Source organism: Amycolatopsis sp. SB7-3 (assembly GCF_041021335.1).
GTDB lineage: Bacteria > Actinomycetota > Actinomycetes > Mycobacteriales > Pseudonocardiaceae > Amycolatopsis > Amycolatopsis japonica.
In genome coordinates, this window is record NZ_JBFPJQ010000004.1 from 441,091 (window position 1) to 456,374 (window position 15,284).

16 protein-coding genes are annotated in these 15,284 nt (G+C 69.9%); 8 read left to right on the plus strand and 8 right to left on the minus strand.

The window, feature by feature from the left end; translation table 11 throughout:
- Window positions 1–15: 15 nt before the first annotated feature.
- Genes AB8M46_RS29625 through AB8M46_RS29640 form a run of 4 tightly spaced genes read left to right on the plus strand, consistent with a single transcriptional unit; the run spans window position 16 to window position 3,262 of the window.
- Complete coding sequence (locus AB8M46_RS29625) at window positions 16–822, plus strand: sporulation protein (RefSeq protein WP_350594330.1); 807 nt, start codon at window positions 16–18, stop codon at window positions 820–822.
- Window positions 822–1,466, plus strand: coding sequence for a hypothetical protein (locus tag AB8M46_RS29630; RefSeq protein ID WP_125736498.1), 645 nt, complete (start codon window positions 822–824; stop codon window positions 1,464–1,466). The genes AB8M46_RS29625 and AB8M46_RS29630 overlap by 1 nt, the downstream gene beginning before the upstream one ends.
- 9 nt (window positions 1,467–1,475) lie before the next feature.
- A complete protein-coding gene (locus AB8M46_RS29635; protein WP_037343679.1) occupies window positions 1,476–2,393 on the plus strand; it encodes a pseudouridine-5'-phosphate glycosidase in 918 nt (305 codons plus the stop codon).
- Complete coding sequence (locus AB8M46_RS29640) at window positions 2,390–3,262, plus strand: carbohydrate kinase family protein (protein WP_037343677.1); 873 nt, start codon at window positions 2,390–2,392, stop codon at window positions 3,260–3,262. Before AB8M46_RS29635 ends, AB8M46_RS29640 begins: the two co-directional genes overlap by 4 nt.
- A 79-nt stretch (window positions 3,263–3,341) precedes the next feature.
- Here the strand turns inward: AB8M46_RS29640 and AB8M46_RS29645 are convergent, their stop codons facing one another.
- On the minus strand, window positions 3,342–3,695 hold the full coding sequence (locus AB8M46_RS29645) for a DUF3099 domain-containing protein (protein ID WP_037343675.1): 354 nt from the start codon (window positions 3,693–3,695) through the stop codon (window positions 3,342–3,344).
- A 17-nt stretch (window positions 3,696–3,712) separates the two neighbouring features.
- Complete coding sequence (locus tag AB8M46_RS29650; RefSeq protein WP_394362345.1) at window positions 3,713–4,978, minus strand: amidohydrolase; 1,266 nt, start codon at window positions 4,976–4,978, stop codon at window positions 3,713–3,715.
- 27 nt (window positions 4,979–5,005) lie between these two features.
- On the opposite strand from AB8M46_RS29650, the gene AB8M46_RS29655 reads away from it, so the two are divergent.
- The 4 genes from AB8M46_RS29655 to AB8M46_RS29670 all read left to right on the plus strand — a co-directional run bounded on the left by AB8M46_RS29655 (window position 5,006) and on the right by AB8M46_RS29670 (window position 10,171).
- Complete coding sequence (locus AB8M46_RS29655) at window positions 5,006–6,502, plus strand: methyltransferase (RefSeq protein WP_394362346.1); 1,497 nt, start codon at window positions 5,006–5,008, stop codon at window positions 6,500–6,502.
- Entirely contained in the window at window positions 6,502–6,927 is a 426-nt protein-coding gene (dtd, locus tag AB8M46_RS29660) for a D-aminoacyl-tRNA deacylase (RefSeq protein ID WP_394362347.1), read from the plus strand. The genes AB8M46_RS29655 and dtd overlap by 1 nt, the downstream gene beginning before the upstream one ends.
- A gap of 247 nt (window positions 6,928–7,174) precedes the next feature.
- Window positions 7,175–8,206, plus strand: coding sequence for a sigma-70 family RNA polymerase sigma factor (locus AB8M46_RS29665; protein WP_016332919.1), 1,032 nt, complete (start codon window positions 7,175–7,177; stop codon window positions 8,204–8,206).
- 306 nt (window positions 8,207–8,512) lie between these two features.
- Window positions 8,513–10,171: a fumarate hydratase gene (locus tag AB8M46_RS29670; protein WP_037343664.1), complete on the plus strand. Its 1,659-nt coding sequence runs from the start codon at window positions 8,513–8,515 to the stop codon at window positions 10,169–10,171.
- 314 nt (window positions 10,172–10,485) lie between these two features.
- Here the strand turns inward: AB8M46_RS29670 and AB8M46_RS29675 are convergent, their stop codons facing one another.
- From AB8M46_RS29675 to AB8M46_RS29700, 6 genes are all read right to left on the minus strand, one after another.
- A complete protein-coding gene (locus AB8M46_RS29675) occupies window positions 10,486–10,893 on the minus strand; it encodes a hypothetical protein (RefSeq protein WP_037343662.1) in 408 nt (135 codons plus the stop codon).
- A 168-nt stretch (window positions 10,894–11,061) separates the two neighbouring features.
- Window positions 11,062–11,532: a hypothetical protein gene (locus AB8M46_RS29680; protein WP_073846868.1), complete on the minus strand. Its 471-nt coding sequence runs from the start codon at window positions 11,530–11,532 to the stop codon at window positions 11,062–11,064.
- 36 nt (window positions 11,533–11,568) lie between these two features.
- Window positions 11,569–12,366 carry an ABC transporter permease gene (locus AB8M46_RS29685; protein WP_394362348.1) on the minus strand — a complete coding sequence of 266 codons (798 nt, stop codon included), beginning with the start codon at window positions 12,364–12,366 and terminating at the stop codon, window positions 11,569–11,571.
- Window positions 12,344–13,198: a 2-aminoethylphosphonate ABC transporter permease subunit gene (locus AB8M46_RS29690; protein ID WP_394362349.1), complete on the minus strand. Its 855-nt coding sequence runs from the start codon at window positions 13,196–13,198 to the stop codon at window positions 12,344–12,346. The genes AB8M46_RS29685 and AB8M46_RS29690 overlap by 23 nt, the downstream gene beginning before the upstream one ends.
- A complete protein-coding gene (locus AB8M46_RS29695) occupies window positions 13,195–14,256 on the minus strand; it encodes an ABC transporter ATP-binding protein (protein ID WP_394362350.1) in 1,062 nt (353 codons plus the stop codon). Before AB8M46_RS29695 ends, AB8M46_RS29690 begins: the two co-directional genes overlap by 4 nt.
- Window positions 14,253–15,272, minus strand: coding sequence for a 2-aminoethylphosphonate ABC transporter substrate-binding protein (locus AB8M46_RS29700; protein WP_394362351.1), 1,020 nt, complete (start codon window positions 15,270–15,272; stop codon window positions 14,253–14,255). Before AB8M46_RS29700 ends, AB8M46_RS29695 begins: the two co-directional genes overlap by 4 nt.
- Window positions 15,273–15,284: the final 12 nt, after the last annotated feature.

Below are 15,284 nucleotides of genomic sequence, written 5' to 3' on the forward strand. Positions count from 1 at the left end.
GGCAGGATCTCGCCCATGTTCCAGAAGGTGCTCGCGACGTTCGGCTCGGGCGGGGCGAAGATCGACGCCCGGCTGCTCGACCGCACGGTCTCCCCCGGCCGCCCGTTGCGCGGCGAGGTCCTGCTGCTCGGCGGCGAAGTCGATCAAGAGATCAACGGTCTCTCGGTCAAACTGCTCGCCAGGGTCACGCTCCCGGACGAACGCCGCCCCGGCGTCGAGGACCTCGAGTTCGGCACCCAGCAGCTCGCGGGCAACGAGCGCATCGGCCCCGGCCAGCAGGTCCGCATCCCGTTCGAGGTCGCCCTGCCCTGGGAGACGCCGATCTCCAGCGTCTTCGGCAAACCGCTGAACGGGATGGCCGTCGGCCTGCAGACCAGCCTCGACATCGCGAACTCCGTCACCGACCCGGTCGACGTCGACGCCGCCGCGATCGAGCCGCTGCCCGCGCAGAAACGGATACTGGACGCCTTCAGCCGGATCGGCTTCGTCTTCCGCGAGGCCGTGCTGGAACGCGGCCGGGTCGACGGCGCGGTCCAGCAGCTTCCCTTCTTCCAGGAGATCCGCTTCTCCCCCTCGCCGCGGTTCGCGCCCGTCTTCACCTCGGTGGCGGTGACCTTCCTGTCCTCGCCGTCGGAGACGCAGGTCGTGCTGGAGGTGACCAAACGGGTCCGGGTGTCCAAGAGCGGCGGCTTCGGCGGACGCGGTCAGGAGTTCCTCGGCCTGTTCAAGGTCGACCACGCCGCGCTGGAGCGGGTCAAGTGGGAGCCGCAGCTCGAAGGCTGGCTGCACGAGGTGGCCAAGGCACGCGGGATCTTCGACTGATGGACTGGCCGACCGCGATCACCCGGCTCGGTGGCGATCACCAGATCGCCGCCGTCGCGTGGAACGACCTCCAGGCCCGCTACGCCGAGCCGCACCGGCGCTATCACGATCTCGGGCACGTCACGGCCGTCGCGCGGGACAGCGGGGCCCTCGCCGTCGCCTTCGGGCTCGGCGCCCGCGAACGGGCCCTCGTCGCCATCGCGGCGTGGACGCACGACGTCGTCTACGACGCCCGCCCCGGCGAGGACGAGCAGGCCAGCGCCGCCTGGACCCGCGACGAACTCACCAACGCCGGTGTCCCCGCGGCCGACGTCGAACGCGCCGGCGAGCTGATCCTCAGCACCATCCACCACGCCGCCCCCGACGAAGACCTCCTCGCCACCGCGCTGCTGGACGCCGATCTGGCGATCCTCGGCGCCGCGCCGGAGGACTACGAGCAGTACGCGAACGGTGTCCGGGAGGAGTACTCGATCTACTCCGACGAGGACTGGCGGGCGGGTCGCGCGGCCGTGCTGGAAAACCTGCTGGCCAGGCCGCGGCTGTACCGCAGCGACATCGGGCGGGCACGCTGGGAGGCCAAGGCGCGCGAGAACCTCTCGAACGAACTGACCCGATGGCGTGACGCGGACCCACATCACCGATGATGTTCGTTCGTGACTCCGCAACTGTCCCTTCACGAAGAGGTCGCCTCCGCCCTCGCCGCCGGTGACCCCGTCGTCGCGCTGGAGAGCACCATCCTCTCCCACGGTCTCCCGCCCGGCCGCAACCTCGACGTCGCCCGGCGGCTGGAGAAGGTCGTGCGCGACGGCGGCGCCGTTCCCGCGACCATCGCCGTCCTCGACGGCGTCCCCCTGATCGGCCTCACCGGCGAGCAGCTGGAACGCGTGTGCGCGCCCGGCGCGGACCTGGACAAGCTCTCCCTGCGCGACATCGGCCCGGCCGTCGGCCTCGGCCGCTCCGGCGCGACCACCGTCGCGAGCACCGCGGCACTCGCCGCCGCGGCCGGGATCGGGATGTTCGCCACCGGCGGGCTCGGCGGCGTGCACCAGGGCGCGGCGCAGAGCTGGGACGTGTCGGCGGATCTGGGCGTGCTCGCGAAGGTGCCCACCACGGTCGTCTGCTCGGGCGTTAAGTCGGTACTCGACATCGCCGCGACCCTCGAAGTGCTGGAGACCAACTCGGTACCCGTGCTGGGCTACCGCACCGGCGAGTTCCCGGCGTTCTACCTCCGCTCGTCCGGTTTCGAGGTGCCGTGGCGGGTCGACGACGCCGCGCGGGCCGCCGCGGTCATCGCCGCGCACCGGGCGCACGCGTCTTCCGGTGTCCTGCTGGCGAATCCGATCCCGGAAGCGTCCGAAATGGACCGGGAACTACACGACCGGCTGCTCGCCGAGGGACTGGAACTCCTCAAGACCCGTGGCGTGCACGGAAAGGACGTCACACCGGTGCTGCTGGAGCACTTCCACACCGCCAGCGAGGGCGTGAGCCTCGACGCGAACGAGGCCCTGGTGCTGTCCAACGCGGAACTGGCCACCGAGGTCGCCGTCGCGCTCGCCGGGACGACCGCATGAGCGGCATCGTCGTCGTCGGCGACGTCGGTCTCGACGTCGTCGCGCGGCACGAAGGTCCCATCCCGCACGGCGGCGACATCCGCGCGAAGGTCCACTTCACCAGCGGCGGCGCGGGGGCGAACACCGCGCTGTGGCTGCGGGCCGAGGACACCGAGACCACTCTGGTGGCGCGGATCGGGGACGACTCCGGCGGCCGCATGGTGAAGAGCGAACTGGAGGCGGCGGGCGTCCGCTGCGAGTTCGCGGTGGACCCCGAGGAGCCGACGTTCTGCGTCGTCGTGCTCGTCGACGGGGCGGGTGAGCGGAGCATGCTCGCCGACCGCGCGGCCAACGCGAAGTTCAGCCCGGAGGACATCACCGAGGCGGCCCTGGCCGGGGCGAGTCACCTGCATCTCTCGGGCTACGTCCTGCTGTACCCGTCGTCACGGCCCGCGGCGCTCGCGTCGCTGGCGGCGGCGAAGAAGGCCGGGCTGACGACGTCGGTCGACCCGCAGGCGGCGACGCTGATCACCGATCCCGCGGCCTTCCTCGACGACGTGCGCGGCGTGGACCTGCTGATGCCGAACACCAGCGAACTGGTCGCGCTGACCGGGTCGAGTGATCCCGAGGCGGCGAAGGAACTGCTGGACTACGTCGGCGAGGTCGTGGTCACCGCCGGTCTCGACGGCGCCAGCTGGGTGGACGCGAGCGGCACCATCACCTCGGTGCCCGCGCAGCCGGCGGAGTGCGTCGATTCGACCGGTGCCGGGGACGCCTTCGACGCCGGTGTGCTGGCGGCGTGGCTGCGCGGCGAGTCCACGGTGGAGGTGCTTCGGGCCGGGACGCGGCTGGGTGCCCAGGCGGTCGCGAAGGTCGGGCCGCAGCCTTAAGCCTCACCGAACGCTATGAACGGTCCGTTCCTTGCGAATTTCGCAAGGAACGGACCGTTCATAGCACGCGCGAAACGAGTCAGCCGCCGTCGATGACGCGGTGACCGGAGCTTTCGATGCGGGTCGGTTCGGCCTGGTACCGGTTGACCTTCTCGCTCTTGCGCGGCGGCCGGTCGTTGGCCACCAGGACGGCGATCCACGGCAGCGGGATCGAGATCGCGATCAGCGCCAGCGCGAGCCACCAGGTCTGGTAGAAGATCCCGGCGAGGATCAGGCACGGGATGCGGAACGACATCATGATGATGTACTTCCGCTTCCGCTTGGCCAGCTGGTCTTCGTAGGACGGGGCGGCTTCGGTGATCAGCACCGGAGCGGGTTCCCTCGGTTCGGGACCGTGGGCGGGCGCGTTCACAGCACCACCTCCGGCTTCCATGCTCCCACTCCCCCGGCTCATCCGACACCCGGGTGGGTGAGCCGGTGCAAAGCCGCGACCACGAGCGTCTCGACGCCGGCCGAAAGCGTCGGTTGCGGGATCGGCGCGAAGAGCGGCGAGTGGTTCGACGGGATGTCCTGTTCGAAGCGCCCGGCGGTCATCGCGGCGATCACCTTGCCCTCGTCCAGGCCGCCGACCAGCCAGAACACCGAGGGCACCCCGGCGGCGCGGCCGAATTCGCTGAAGTCCTCGCTACCGGTGACCAGCGGCGCGGGCATCACGCGGCCCTCGCCGAAGTGGTCGCGGAAGGCGGCGGTGAGCCCCTCGGTGGCCGCGTCGTCGTTCTCGGTGACCGGGAACGCGCCGATCCGCTCGATCTCCGGCGGTTTCGGCGCGCCCGCGGTGGCCGCCTCGCCCTGGACGATCCGTTCGACCGCCGCGACGACCTTCTCCCGCACGGCCTGGTCGAACGACCGGATGTTGACCTCGAGGACGGCGTGGTCGGCGATGATGTTGTGCGCGGTCCCGACGTGCAGCGATCCCACGGTCACCACCGCCGATTCGGTCGCCGAGATCTCCCGCGACACGATGGTCTGCAGTTTGAGCACCACGGACGCGGCGAGCACGGCGGGATCCACCGTGGTCTCGGGGCGTGAGCCGTGCCCGCCCCGGCCGTGCAGGGTGATGCGGAGCGCGTCGGTGGCCGCCATGATCACGCCCGGCCTGGTCAGCACCCAGCCCGCGGGACCGGGCACGACATGCTGGCCGAGCACCACGTCGGGCTTGCCGGCGGGACCGAAGACGCCGTCACGGACCATGCCGGCGGCGCCGTCCCCAGCCTCCTCACCCGGCTGGAAGACGACCATCAGCGTGCCCGACCAGTGCTCGCGTCCGGCCGCGAGCAGCGACGCGGCGCCGGAGAGCCAGGTGGCGTGCATGTCGTGACCGCAGGCGTGCATCACCGGCACGTCGCGGCCGTCGGCGTCGACCCCGCGCGCCGTGCTCGCGTACGGCAGGCCGGTCTTCTCCTCGACCGGCAGCGCGTCGATGTCGGCGCGCAGCATCACCTTGGGGCCGGGGCCGTTGCGCAGCACGCCCAGGACGCCGGTGCGCCCGATACCGGTGTGCACCTCGTAACCGTCGGCCTCCAGGCGCCGCGCCAGTTCGGCGGCGGTGCGGGTTTCGGCGAACGACAGCTCCGGATGCCGGTGGAGGTCGATGTACAGGTCTTCCAGTCCGGGCAGCGCCGCCTGCAGCGGTGCCAGGACACTTTCGAGGCTCACGACCTCATCCTGGCAGTATTACTCATCGTGAGCACACGAGCGGCCCTCCCCGACCTGTCCGACGACGTTTGCGCGAGGCTCCGTGACGCCTTCCGCCGGACGGGTTACGACGCCGACGGCGTGGTCGGCGCCCTCGGCTCCGCCCACGGCGCCCTCGGACGCGGCGAACCCGAACTCGCCTACCGCGCGACGCGTGACTCGGGTGAGCTCGGCACGCTGATCCGGCTGTTCCTTCTGGGGTCGACCGAACCGGAGAAGGACGTCGAGGCTGCTTTCGCGCCGCTTTCCCTCGATGACGCGGTCGCCGCCACCCTGCTCGTGCCCGTGGCCGACGGTTACCGCGCCGGTCTCGACGTCCGCCCGCACGGCGACGACGAAGGCTCGTGGTGGGTCGTCGCCGACCTCGACGCCGACATCCTGGGCCGCACGGTGCCCGAAGACCACGTGCTCGGTGTCGGGCACGCCTCCCTCAGCCTGATCCGGGCCACCAGCCGCCGCGAGGTCGGCAACCTGCTCGACGTCGGCACGGGCAACGGCGTCCAGGCGCTGCACGCCACCCGGCACGCGAAGAAGGTCACCGCGACCGACGTCTCGGCCCGGGCGCTGGCGCTGGCCGCGGCCACGTTCCGGCTCAACGAGCTGGACGTCGAGCTCGTCCGGGGCGAATGGTTCGCGCCGGTCGCGCGGCGCCGGTTCGACCAGATCGTCTGCAATCCACCGTTCGTGGTGGGCCCGCCGCGGGTCGACTACACCTACCGCGACTCCGGTCTCGCCGGTGACGACGCCAGCGCGCTCGTGGTGCGGCAGCTGCCCGGGTTCCTCAACGACGGCGGCACCGGCCAGCTCCTGGCGTCCTGGCTGCACGTGAAGGGCGAGGACTGGGGCGATCGGGTGACCCGCTGGCTGCCCGCCGAGACCGACGCGTGGTTCGTCCAGCGGGACATCGCCGATCCGGGCCTCTACGTCGGCACGTGGCTGCGTGACGCGGGCATCGACCCCCGCTCCCCCGAAGGCCGCGCGAAATCGGGCGCGTGGCTCGACTGGTTCGCCGAGAACGACGTCCAGGGCATCGGTTTCGGCTTCGTCACCCTCCGCCGGGCGGACGGCGCGACCCCGACGATCGTGTGCGAGGACCTGCGCCAGGCCTACGACGACCCGCTGGGCGCCGAGGCCGCGAACTGGCTGGACCGGGTGGAATGGCTTCGTACCAACGGGGATTCGCTCCTCGATGTCCGGTTCCGGGTCCCGGAGACCGTCCTTCTGGAGAGCGTCGCCGAGCCGGGTGAGGAGGGCTGGGCCACGACCGTCCAGCGGCTGCACCGCACCGACGGTCCCGGTTGGTCGCACGAAGTGGACGAGCTCGCGACACGGCTGCTCGCCGGCTGTCAGGGCGCTTTGCCTTTGGAGGATCTGATCGTGCTCCTGGCGGCCGCTCAGGGCCTGGAACCGGAGGAACTGGCCGAGGCCGCGCTCCCCGTCGTCCGGGAACTGGTCCGGCACGGCATGCTGCTGCCCGCCGTCTGATGCGGGCGGTGGTGGCGAGGGTCACGGAAGCGAGCGTGACCGTCGGCGACGAGGTGACCGGCGCCATCGACGAGCCGGGTTTGCTGGTGCTGCTGGGAATCCACGCCGACGACGACATGTCCAAGGTGCCGACGATGGCCCGCAAACTGCACGAAGCTCGCATACTTCGCGACGAGGAGTCGTGCGCCACCACCGGCGCACCCCTTCTCGTCGTCAGCCAGTTCACCCTGTACGGCGACACCCGCAAAGGCCGCCGTCCCTCCTGGACCGCGGCCGCCCGGCCCGAGGTCGCCGAACCGCTCGTGACGGCCGTCGTCGACGCGTTGCGCGATCGCGGCGCCCGGGTCGAAACCGGCCGGTTCGGGGCCATGATGGCGGTCCGGAGCGTGAACGACGGTCCGTTCACCCTCCTCATAGAGGTCTAGACCACGTTTCTTTCTCCCGGGCACGGGCATTCTCAGGAAAAGCTCAGGGTTGGTCGAGCAACGCCCCAGGTCAGCCGCCCGTCTCCTCTGTAGCGGCCGGGAACGTTTTCGGACCTCCCGGCGTTGAGCCAAGTGTCCAGCCAAGCTGGGCCGACGAGGAGTAGCGGGTTTTCCACAGGGCCTGTTACGCCGAGGCGGATCCGGCGGACACATCGCAGCACGTTCAGCCCGTGACCGGGGAGGCAGAATGTCAGTCCAGACTCTCGAACGCGAAGCGCGCGGGATTCGCGAGCGCCGTATCCCGGCGCAATCCACCCAGGAGCCGGTGAGCACGGGGGCGCTCACCGACGCCGACCTCGACGCCCAGAGCCCGGCCGCGGACCTCGTTCGCGTGTACCTCAACGGAATCGGCAAGACGGCGCTGCTGTCCGCCGCCGACGAGGTCGAGCTGGCCAAGCGCATCGAAGCCGGTGTGTTCGCCCAGCACATGCTGGACACCGCCGAGGGTCTCACGCCGAAGCGGCGTTCGGAGATGTCCGCCCTCGTGCGTGACGGCCACAGCGCGAAGAACCACCTGCTGGAGGCCAACCTCCGCCTCGTGGTCTCGCTCGCGAAGCGCTACACCGGCCGGGGGATGCCGCTGCTCGACCTGATCCAGGAGGGGAACCTGGGTCTGATCCGCGCGGTGGAGAAGTTCGACTACTCCAAGGGGTTCAAGTTCTCGACGTACGCCACCTGGTGGATCCGCCAGGCCATCACCAGGGGGATGGCCGACCAGGGACGCACCATCCGGCTGCCGGTCCACCTGGTGGAACAGGTGAACAAGCTGGCCCGCATCAAGCGCGACCTGCACCAGCAGCTCGGCCGGGACGCCACCCACGAGGAGCTGGCCGCCGAATCGGGTATCCCGGCGCACAAGATCTCCGACCTGCTCGACCACTCGCGTGACCCGGTGAGCCTCGACATGCCGGTCGGCACCGAGGAGGACGCCCCGCTCGGTGACTTCATCGAGGACTCCGAGGCGACCGACGCCGAGAGCGCCGTGATCTCCGGTCTGCTCCAGGACGACCTGCGCCGCGTGCTCGCGACGCTGGACGACCGCGAGTCCCAGGTGATCCGCCTCCGCTACGGCCTCGACGACGGCCAGCCGCGCACGCTCGACCAGATCGGCAAGCACTTCGGGCTCTCCCGTGAGCGCGTTCGGCAGATCGAGCGAGAGGTCATGTCGAAGCTGCGTCAGGGTGAGCGGGCGGACCGCCTGCGCGCCTACGCTTCGTAGCGGCACAGAGCCTTTCGGCGCGGAAAAAGCAACACCCGTTCGGCAGCGTTGACTTATGACCTGCGTCACGAGACCGTCGAGCAGGTAAAAAGTCTTCGCGGTCGGGTGTTCGCGCCCGGATCGCTTTCCCCGGGAGGTCGGGTCCGTCGGGGTGGGCCCGGCCTCCCGAACTATTCGTGGGGCGCGGCGACAAAATGCAGGGCGGGAATTGCATTCTCGCGCCTTCGCGTCGGACGTGCCGCCGGTCACGTGGGGCCCGCCTAGTACCGTGAGCGGGTTCCCGATGCCGGCAAAGGAGCCCGCGCAGTGGCGCCCACCACGTTCCAGTACACCGAAGTCCTTCCGCTCGCCAAGGACACCCGCACCGAGTACCGGCTGATCGGCACCGAAGGTGTCGAGGTCGTCGAAGCCGCGGGCCGGAAGTTCCTCAAGGTCGAGCCCGAGGCGCTGACCAAACTCGCCAAGACCGCGATCACCGACATCCAGCACCTGTTGCGCTCGTCACACCTGGCGCAGCTGCGGGCGATCGTCGACGATCCCGAGGCCAGCGGCAACGACCGGTTCGTCGCGATGGACCTGCTGCGCAACGCGGCGATCTCCGCCGGCGGTGTCCTGCCGATGTGCCAGGACACCGGCACCGCGATCGTGATCGGCAAACGCGGCGAAGGCGTGCTCACCGGCGCGGACGACGAGCGCGCGCTCTCGCGCGGTATTTTCGACGCCTATCAGGAGTTGAATCTGCGCTATTCGCAGATGGCGCCGGTGAATTTCTGGGATGAGCGCAATACCGGCACCAACTTGCCCGCGCAGATCGAGCTCTATCACAAAGACGGTCAAGGCGACCCGAGCTATGAATTCCTGTTCATGGCCAAGGGTGGCGGCAGCGCGAACAAGACGTTCCTCTATCAGGAAACGAAAGCCGTCCTGAACCCGAAGCGCCTCGCGAAGTTCCTCGACGAGAAGCTGCGCAGCCTCGGCACCGCGGCCTGCCCGCCGTACCACCTCGCGATCGTCGTCGGCGGCACGTCGGCGGAGTTCAACCTGAAGGTCGCGAAGCTGGCCTCTGCCCGCTATCTCGACGACCTGCCCACCGAGGGTTCCGAGCTGGGTCACGGTTTCCGCGACGTCGACCTCGAACAGCAGGTGCTGGAGATGACGCGCCAGTTCGGCATCGGCGCGCAGTTCGGCGGCAAGTACTTCTGCCACGACGTCCGCGTGATCCGCCTGCCGCGCCACGGCGCGTCCTGCCCGGTCGGCGTCGCCGTGTCGTGCTCGGCCGACCGCCAGGCGAAGGCGAAGATCACCGCCGACGGCGTGTTCCTGGAGCAGCTGGAGCGCGACCCCGCGCAGTTCCTGCCGGACGTCACCGAGGACGACCTGTCCGACGAGGTGGTGACCGTCGACCTGAACCGGCCGATGGCCGAGATCCGCGCCCAGCTCTCGCAGCTGCCGGTGAAGACCCGCCTGTCGCTGACCGGCCCGCTCGTCGTCGCACGCGACATCGCGCACGCGAAGATCGCCGAGCGGCTCGACGCGGGTGAAGAGATGCCTCAGTACCTTCGCGACCACCCCGTGTACTACGCGGGCCCGGCGAAGACGCCCGAGGGTTACGCGTCGGGTTCCTTCGGGCCAACGACCGCGGGCCGCATGGACTCCTACGTCGAGCAGTTCCAGGCCGCCGGCGGTTCGCTGGTGATGCTGGCGAAGGGCAACCGGTCCAAGAAGGTGACCGCCGCGTGCAACGAGCACGGCGGGTTCTACCTCGGCTCGATCGGCGGCCCGGCCGCGCGGCTCGCGCAGGACTGCATCAAGAAGGTCGACGTGCTCGAGTACGCCGAGCTGGGGATGGAAGCGGTCTGGAAGATCGAGGTGGAGGACTTCCCCGCGTTCATCGTCATCGACGACAAGGGCAACGACTTCTTCGAGGCCACGTCGGAACCGGTGCTGCAGATCAGCTTCCGGTAGTCCACGATCCTGTCCGTGAAGGCCTCCTTCACTACCTTCAGGGTAGGGAAGGAGGCCTTCACGGACTCGGCGGATCGTCACGTTCGCCCCGAACGCACCAGCAGTCGCAACGGCTGCGCGTGAAGGCCCCCTTCCCTCGGCTGAGCCGAGGAAACTCGACCTTCACACCATGTCGCAGTACATGAAGGCCCCCTTCCTTGCGCTAGACGCAGTGAAGAGGGCCTTCATGTACGTTCGTCAGCTGCAGAACGCTATGAACGGTCCGTTCCTTGCAAATTTTGCAAGGAACGGACCGTTCATAGCGCGCGTAGGCGTTATCGCATCTGCTTGAGGACCACGGTCCGCTCCCCCAGCGGCGCCGAAAGCGCCACCGAGATCACCGGATGCCGGATGTCCATCGTGCACATCTGGCCGGTCTGGCCCTTCAGTTCGGTCAGGTTGACGGTGACCCTGGTCCCGTCCTGCTGCGCGGCCTCCGCCGTCGCGTGCCCGCAGCCGCCTTCCTGGCCGCGGATGTTCAGGATCGTCCCGCCGTTGCTGGTGTACACCTCACGCGGGTAGTCCGCAGGCAGTGCCGACGCGTCGAGCTGCTTGTCCGGCAGCTTGGTGCTGCCTTCCGGCACCTCCTGGCGCGGCGCGCCCGGCACACCCGGCTGGCTTCCCGGCTTGCTGGTCGGCGCGGGAGCCGACGACGAAGGCGGCGCGGTCGGGGACGGCGGCACGGTACTCAGGGTGCCGCTCCCGGGTCCGGCCGCGGGTTCCGCCGCCTGGTTCTGCGCCCCGCAGGCGGATACCGCAACGACGATCAGGCCAAGGCCGATGGCATTCGTTAAGTACCTCATGTGACTGGGACGGAACGAAGCCGCCATCGGGTTGCATCCCGAACCCGGTCAAACGACGACCTTCCGGGTACCGAGCGGCTGGGCGAGTTTCACCGGCAGGACGGCGTAGCGGATCACCTGCGGGCACATCTGCCCCGGCTTCGCGTGGTCGATGGTCACGGTGACCACGACCCGCTGCGCGTTCTCTTCGGCGAGGTTCGCCCTCGCCTCGTCGCAGCCGCTCAGTTCGATGTGCACGGCCAGTCCGTCGTTCTCGGCGCTGACCTGCACGGGCAGTTGGGTCTCGACCTGGGACGGCGGCAGCATCTTGTCCGAGGGCGGCGGGCCGACGGTCGGCCGGGACATCGGCGGTTTCGCGACCGGCGGGCTCGCCGGGAGCGAGGTGGGCAGATCCGAAGGTGTGGTGACGACCGGAGGGGTGCTCGTGTTCGCCGGAGCTCCGGGGCCGCCCGCGCCGCAGGCCGCCGTCGTCGCGGCGAGCACGATCACCGCACCCAGCGTCTTCGCTGCGTTCATCATGGTGTCGAGACGGAACGAAGCGGACGAATGGTTGCATCATCGCTGTGCCGCACGGCCGCGCGCCAGCCCGAGGACCACCACCCCGGCGAGCGTGACGGCCAGCAGCAGCACGGTGCTCGCCGACGCCAGGAACACCTGGCCCCGGTCGGTGAGCGCGAAGATGCTCGCGGGCAGCGTCCGCCAGTCCGGTGGGTACAGCATCATCGTCGCGCCCAGTTCGCCCATCGACATCGCCAGCGCGAGGCTCGCCGACGCCGAGATCGACGGCAGCAGCACCGGAAGCCGCACCCGCAGCAGCACCCGGGCCGGTGACGCGCCGAGGCTCGCCGCCGCCTGTGCCAGCAGCGGATCCATCCGCGCGATCGCGGCCGAGACCGTGCTGTAGGAGAACGGGAGAAGGATCATCACGTGCCCCAGCAGCACGATCCAGCGCGTGCCGTTGAAGGCGAGCGGCGGACGGCTGAACGCGACGAGCAGCGCCAGCCCCAGCACCACCGACGGCACCGCGATCGGCAGGTGGAACAGGGTGTCGACGGCCTTGCGCAGCTTCGGCGGCGCCGACCGCGACGCGAGCGCGGCCCACGTGCCGAGCAGTACCGACACCAGCGACGCGATGACACCCGTCTGGATGCTCACCGAGAGACTCGCGAACGTCTCCCCGGACAGCGCCCGCGCGAAATGCGAGCCGGTGAGCGCGCCCGGCAGAAGTCCCGTCCAGTTTCCGGCGACCGACGCCAGCACGATCATCAGCAGCGGCGCCAGCACGATGGCGGTGAACAGCACCGCGAACACCACCCACAGCAGGACTCGGCTACGCCTGGTCCACAGCAGCACGGCCGCCTCCCTTCGTCAGCCGCCGGTAGGTTCCGTACAGGGCCAGGGAGAACACGACGTTGACCACCGCGATGACACAGGCCTGCGGGAAGTCGAACGTGACGATCCCCTTGCCGTACACCAGCATCGGCAGCGTCGTGACGTCCTTGGCGCCGAGGAACAGCACGATGCCGAACTCGTTCATCGCCAGCAGCATGGTCAGGCACGCGCCGGAAGCCAGTGAAGGCAAGGCCTCCGGGAGGATCACCTGGCGCAGCACGCGACCGGGTTTCGCGCCGAGGCTGGCCGCGACCTCCATCTGCGCCGACGAGACCTGGCCGAACGCGGCGAGCGCGGGCCGCATCACGAACGGCGTGTAGAAGGTGATCTCCGCCAGCAGGATCCCGAACGGCGAGTACAGGAATCCGCCCGCGCCCAGGATGCCGGCGCTGCCGTAGATGAACGTGAACGCGAGCGCGATGAGGAACGACGGGAACGCGAGCACGGTGTCCACCAGCCGCGAGAGCGTCCGCGCGCCGGGGAACGGCACGAACGCGATCACCAGCGCGAGGAACGTCCCCAGCACCACGCAACCCGCGGTGGCGCCGAGCGCGAGGGCGACGGTTTTCCAGGCGGCGTCCCGGAATTCCGCCGAGCCCAGGACGTCCAGCCACACCGAAAGCCCGAACTCACCCGTCTTCGATTCCAGCGACTGCAGGACGACCAGCACCAGCGGGTAGCCGAAGAAACCGAGCAGGACGAGCACCGGCGGCAGCAGGAGCCAGCCGCGACCGGACTGTTTTTCCCGCCGCCGCGCCGGTGCCGCCACGGCGGTGAGCGCGAGGCCGGTCATCCGACGCCCACCAGCGGGCAACCGTCCGGAATGGACACTCCGACCCGCTGCCCCACGTTCGGAAGGCCGTCGATGTCCGGCACTTCGGCGCGGACCTCGTTGCCGTCGTGCGCGAATTCGAGGTCGAGCCGGAAACCCGTGCCACGCCACTGGACACCGCGCAGGACCGCGGGCAGCGCGCCCGGGGTGTCCGCCGCGGTGATCCCGACCCGATGCGGCCGGACGCCGAGCGCGACCGGCTGGCCCGCCCGGAAGGTCCCGGACGGATCGGCCGCCAGTTCGCGGTCGCCGAGGCGGACCCTGGTGCCGTCGGCCTGGATCAGCTCGACCGGGATGAGGTTGGACGCGCCGAGGAAGCTCGCGGTGAACTCCGTCGACGGCCGCTGGTACAGCTCGCGGCTGGGCCCGAGTTCCACCAGGTGCGAATCGCGCATCACGGCGATCCGGTCGGCCAGCGCCAGCGCCTCGCCCTGGTCGTGGGTGACGTAGATCAGCGTGGTGTCGGGCAGTTCGGCCCGCAGCCGCAGCAGTTCCGCGACCATGTCCTCGCGCAGGGCGGCGTCCAAAGCGGACAGTGGTTCGTCGAGCAGCAGCACCCGCGGCCGGATCGCCAACGCCCGCGCGAGCGCGACACGCTGCTGCTGCCCGCCCGAAAGCTCACGGGGGTACCGGCGGGCGTACTTGCCCATCCCGACCAGCTCCAGTGCCTCGGCGACCCGGCTCGCTGTCTCGGCGCGGGGCGTTTTCCGTGCCTTGAGGCCGAAAGCGACGTTGGCCTCGACCCGAATATGCGGAAACAGCGCGTAACTCTGCACGACCACGCCGAGGCCGCGCCGGTGCGGCGGCAGATCGGTGACGTCCTCGCCGTCGAGCAGGACCCGGCCGGTGCTCGGCACGACGAAGCCCGCGAGGGCCTTCAGGGCCGTCGACTTGCCGGAGCCGGACGGCCCGAGCATCGCCAGCGTCTCCCCTCTCGCCACGGTGAGGTCCAGTGGCGAGAGGGCGGTCGTCCGGCCGAAACGGACGGACACGCCGCGGAATTCGACCGCCGGGGTCATCGGCCCACGGCCTTCTTGTACGCGGCGAGGTCGGCGTCGAGCTTCGCGAGGACGGCGTCCCAATCCGGCTGCCAGATCTCGACTCCGGCGAGGGCGGCCTTCACCTTGTCCGCGCGCGGGCCGGACGGTGTGACGTCGGTCCGCGACGGGGCACCGAAGGCGTCGACGGCCTTGCCCTGCACCTCGGGCGAGAGCAGGAAGTCCAGGAACTTCTTGGCGTTCTCGGCGTGCGGCGCGTTGTTCACCAGACCGGCGTAGTACGGGAGGGCGAAGGTGGAGCGCTTGCCCTGCGCGTCGGCCGGGAAGAAGACCTCGAAACCGCCGCTCTTCTCGATCTCGGCGAGGTTCATCTGGACGTCGCCGTTGGCCACCAGGATCTCGGCCTTGGCCACCTTCGGCTGGAGCTTGCCGGTGGAGGACGACGGGCCGACGTTGTTGGCTTCGAGCTTGGCGAGGTAGTCGAGCGCGCCCTGATCACCGAGGACGTGCTGCAGCTGCAGCAGGACAGCGGTGCCGTCACCCGCTTCGCCGGGGGTCGAGTACTGGAGCTTGCCCTTGAGTGACGGGGCCAGGAGGTCGTCCCAGGTCTTGGGCGAGGCCTGCGGGTTGCGGATGAAGCTGAGGTAGTTGTTCATGAGGGCGAAGTAGCGGCCCTGGCCGTCCTTCTGCCCGGCGGGGACCTGGTCGATCCCGGCGGGCGCCGTGGCGGCGAGCAGGCCCTGCGACGCGGCCCGCTGGATGAACGGCGGCAGCGTGACCAGGATGTCGGCCTGGGTGTTGACCTTCTCCTTCTCCACCCGCGAGGCGACCTCGCCGGATCCGGCGGTGACCGCCTGGACGGTGATCCCGGTCTTGGCCTTGAACTCCTCGATGCGCTGGGCGTACCAGTCCTCCAGACCGTCCACTGTGTACAGCGTGACGGTCTGGTCGCCGGACGCGCCACCGGCGGTCCCGCCGCAGGCACCCAGGGTGAGGGCGAGCAGCCCGGCGAGGGCGGTGGCCGCGAGTTTCTTCATGTCGTCAAAGCT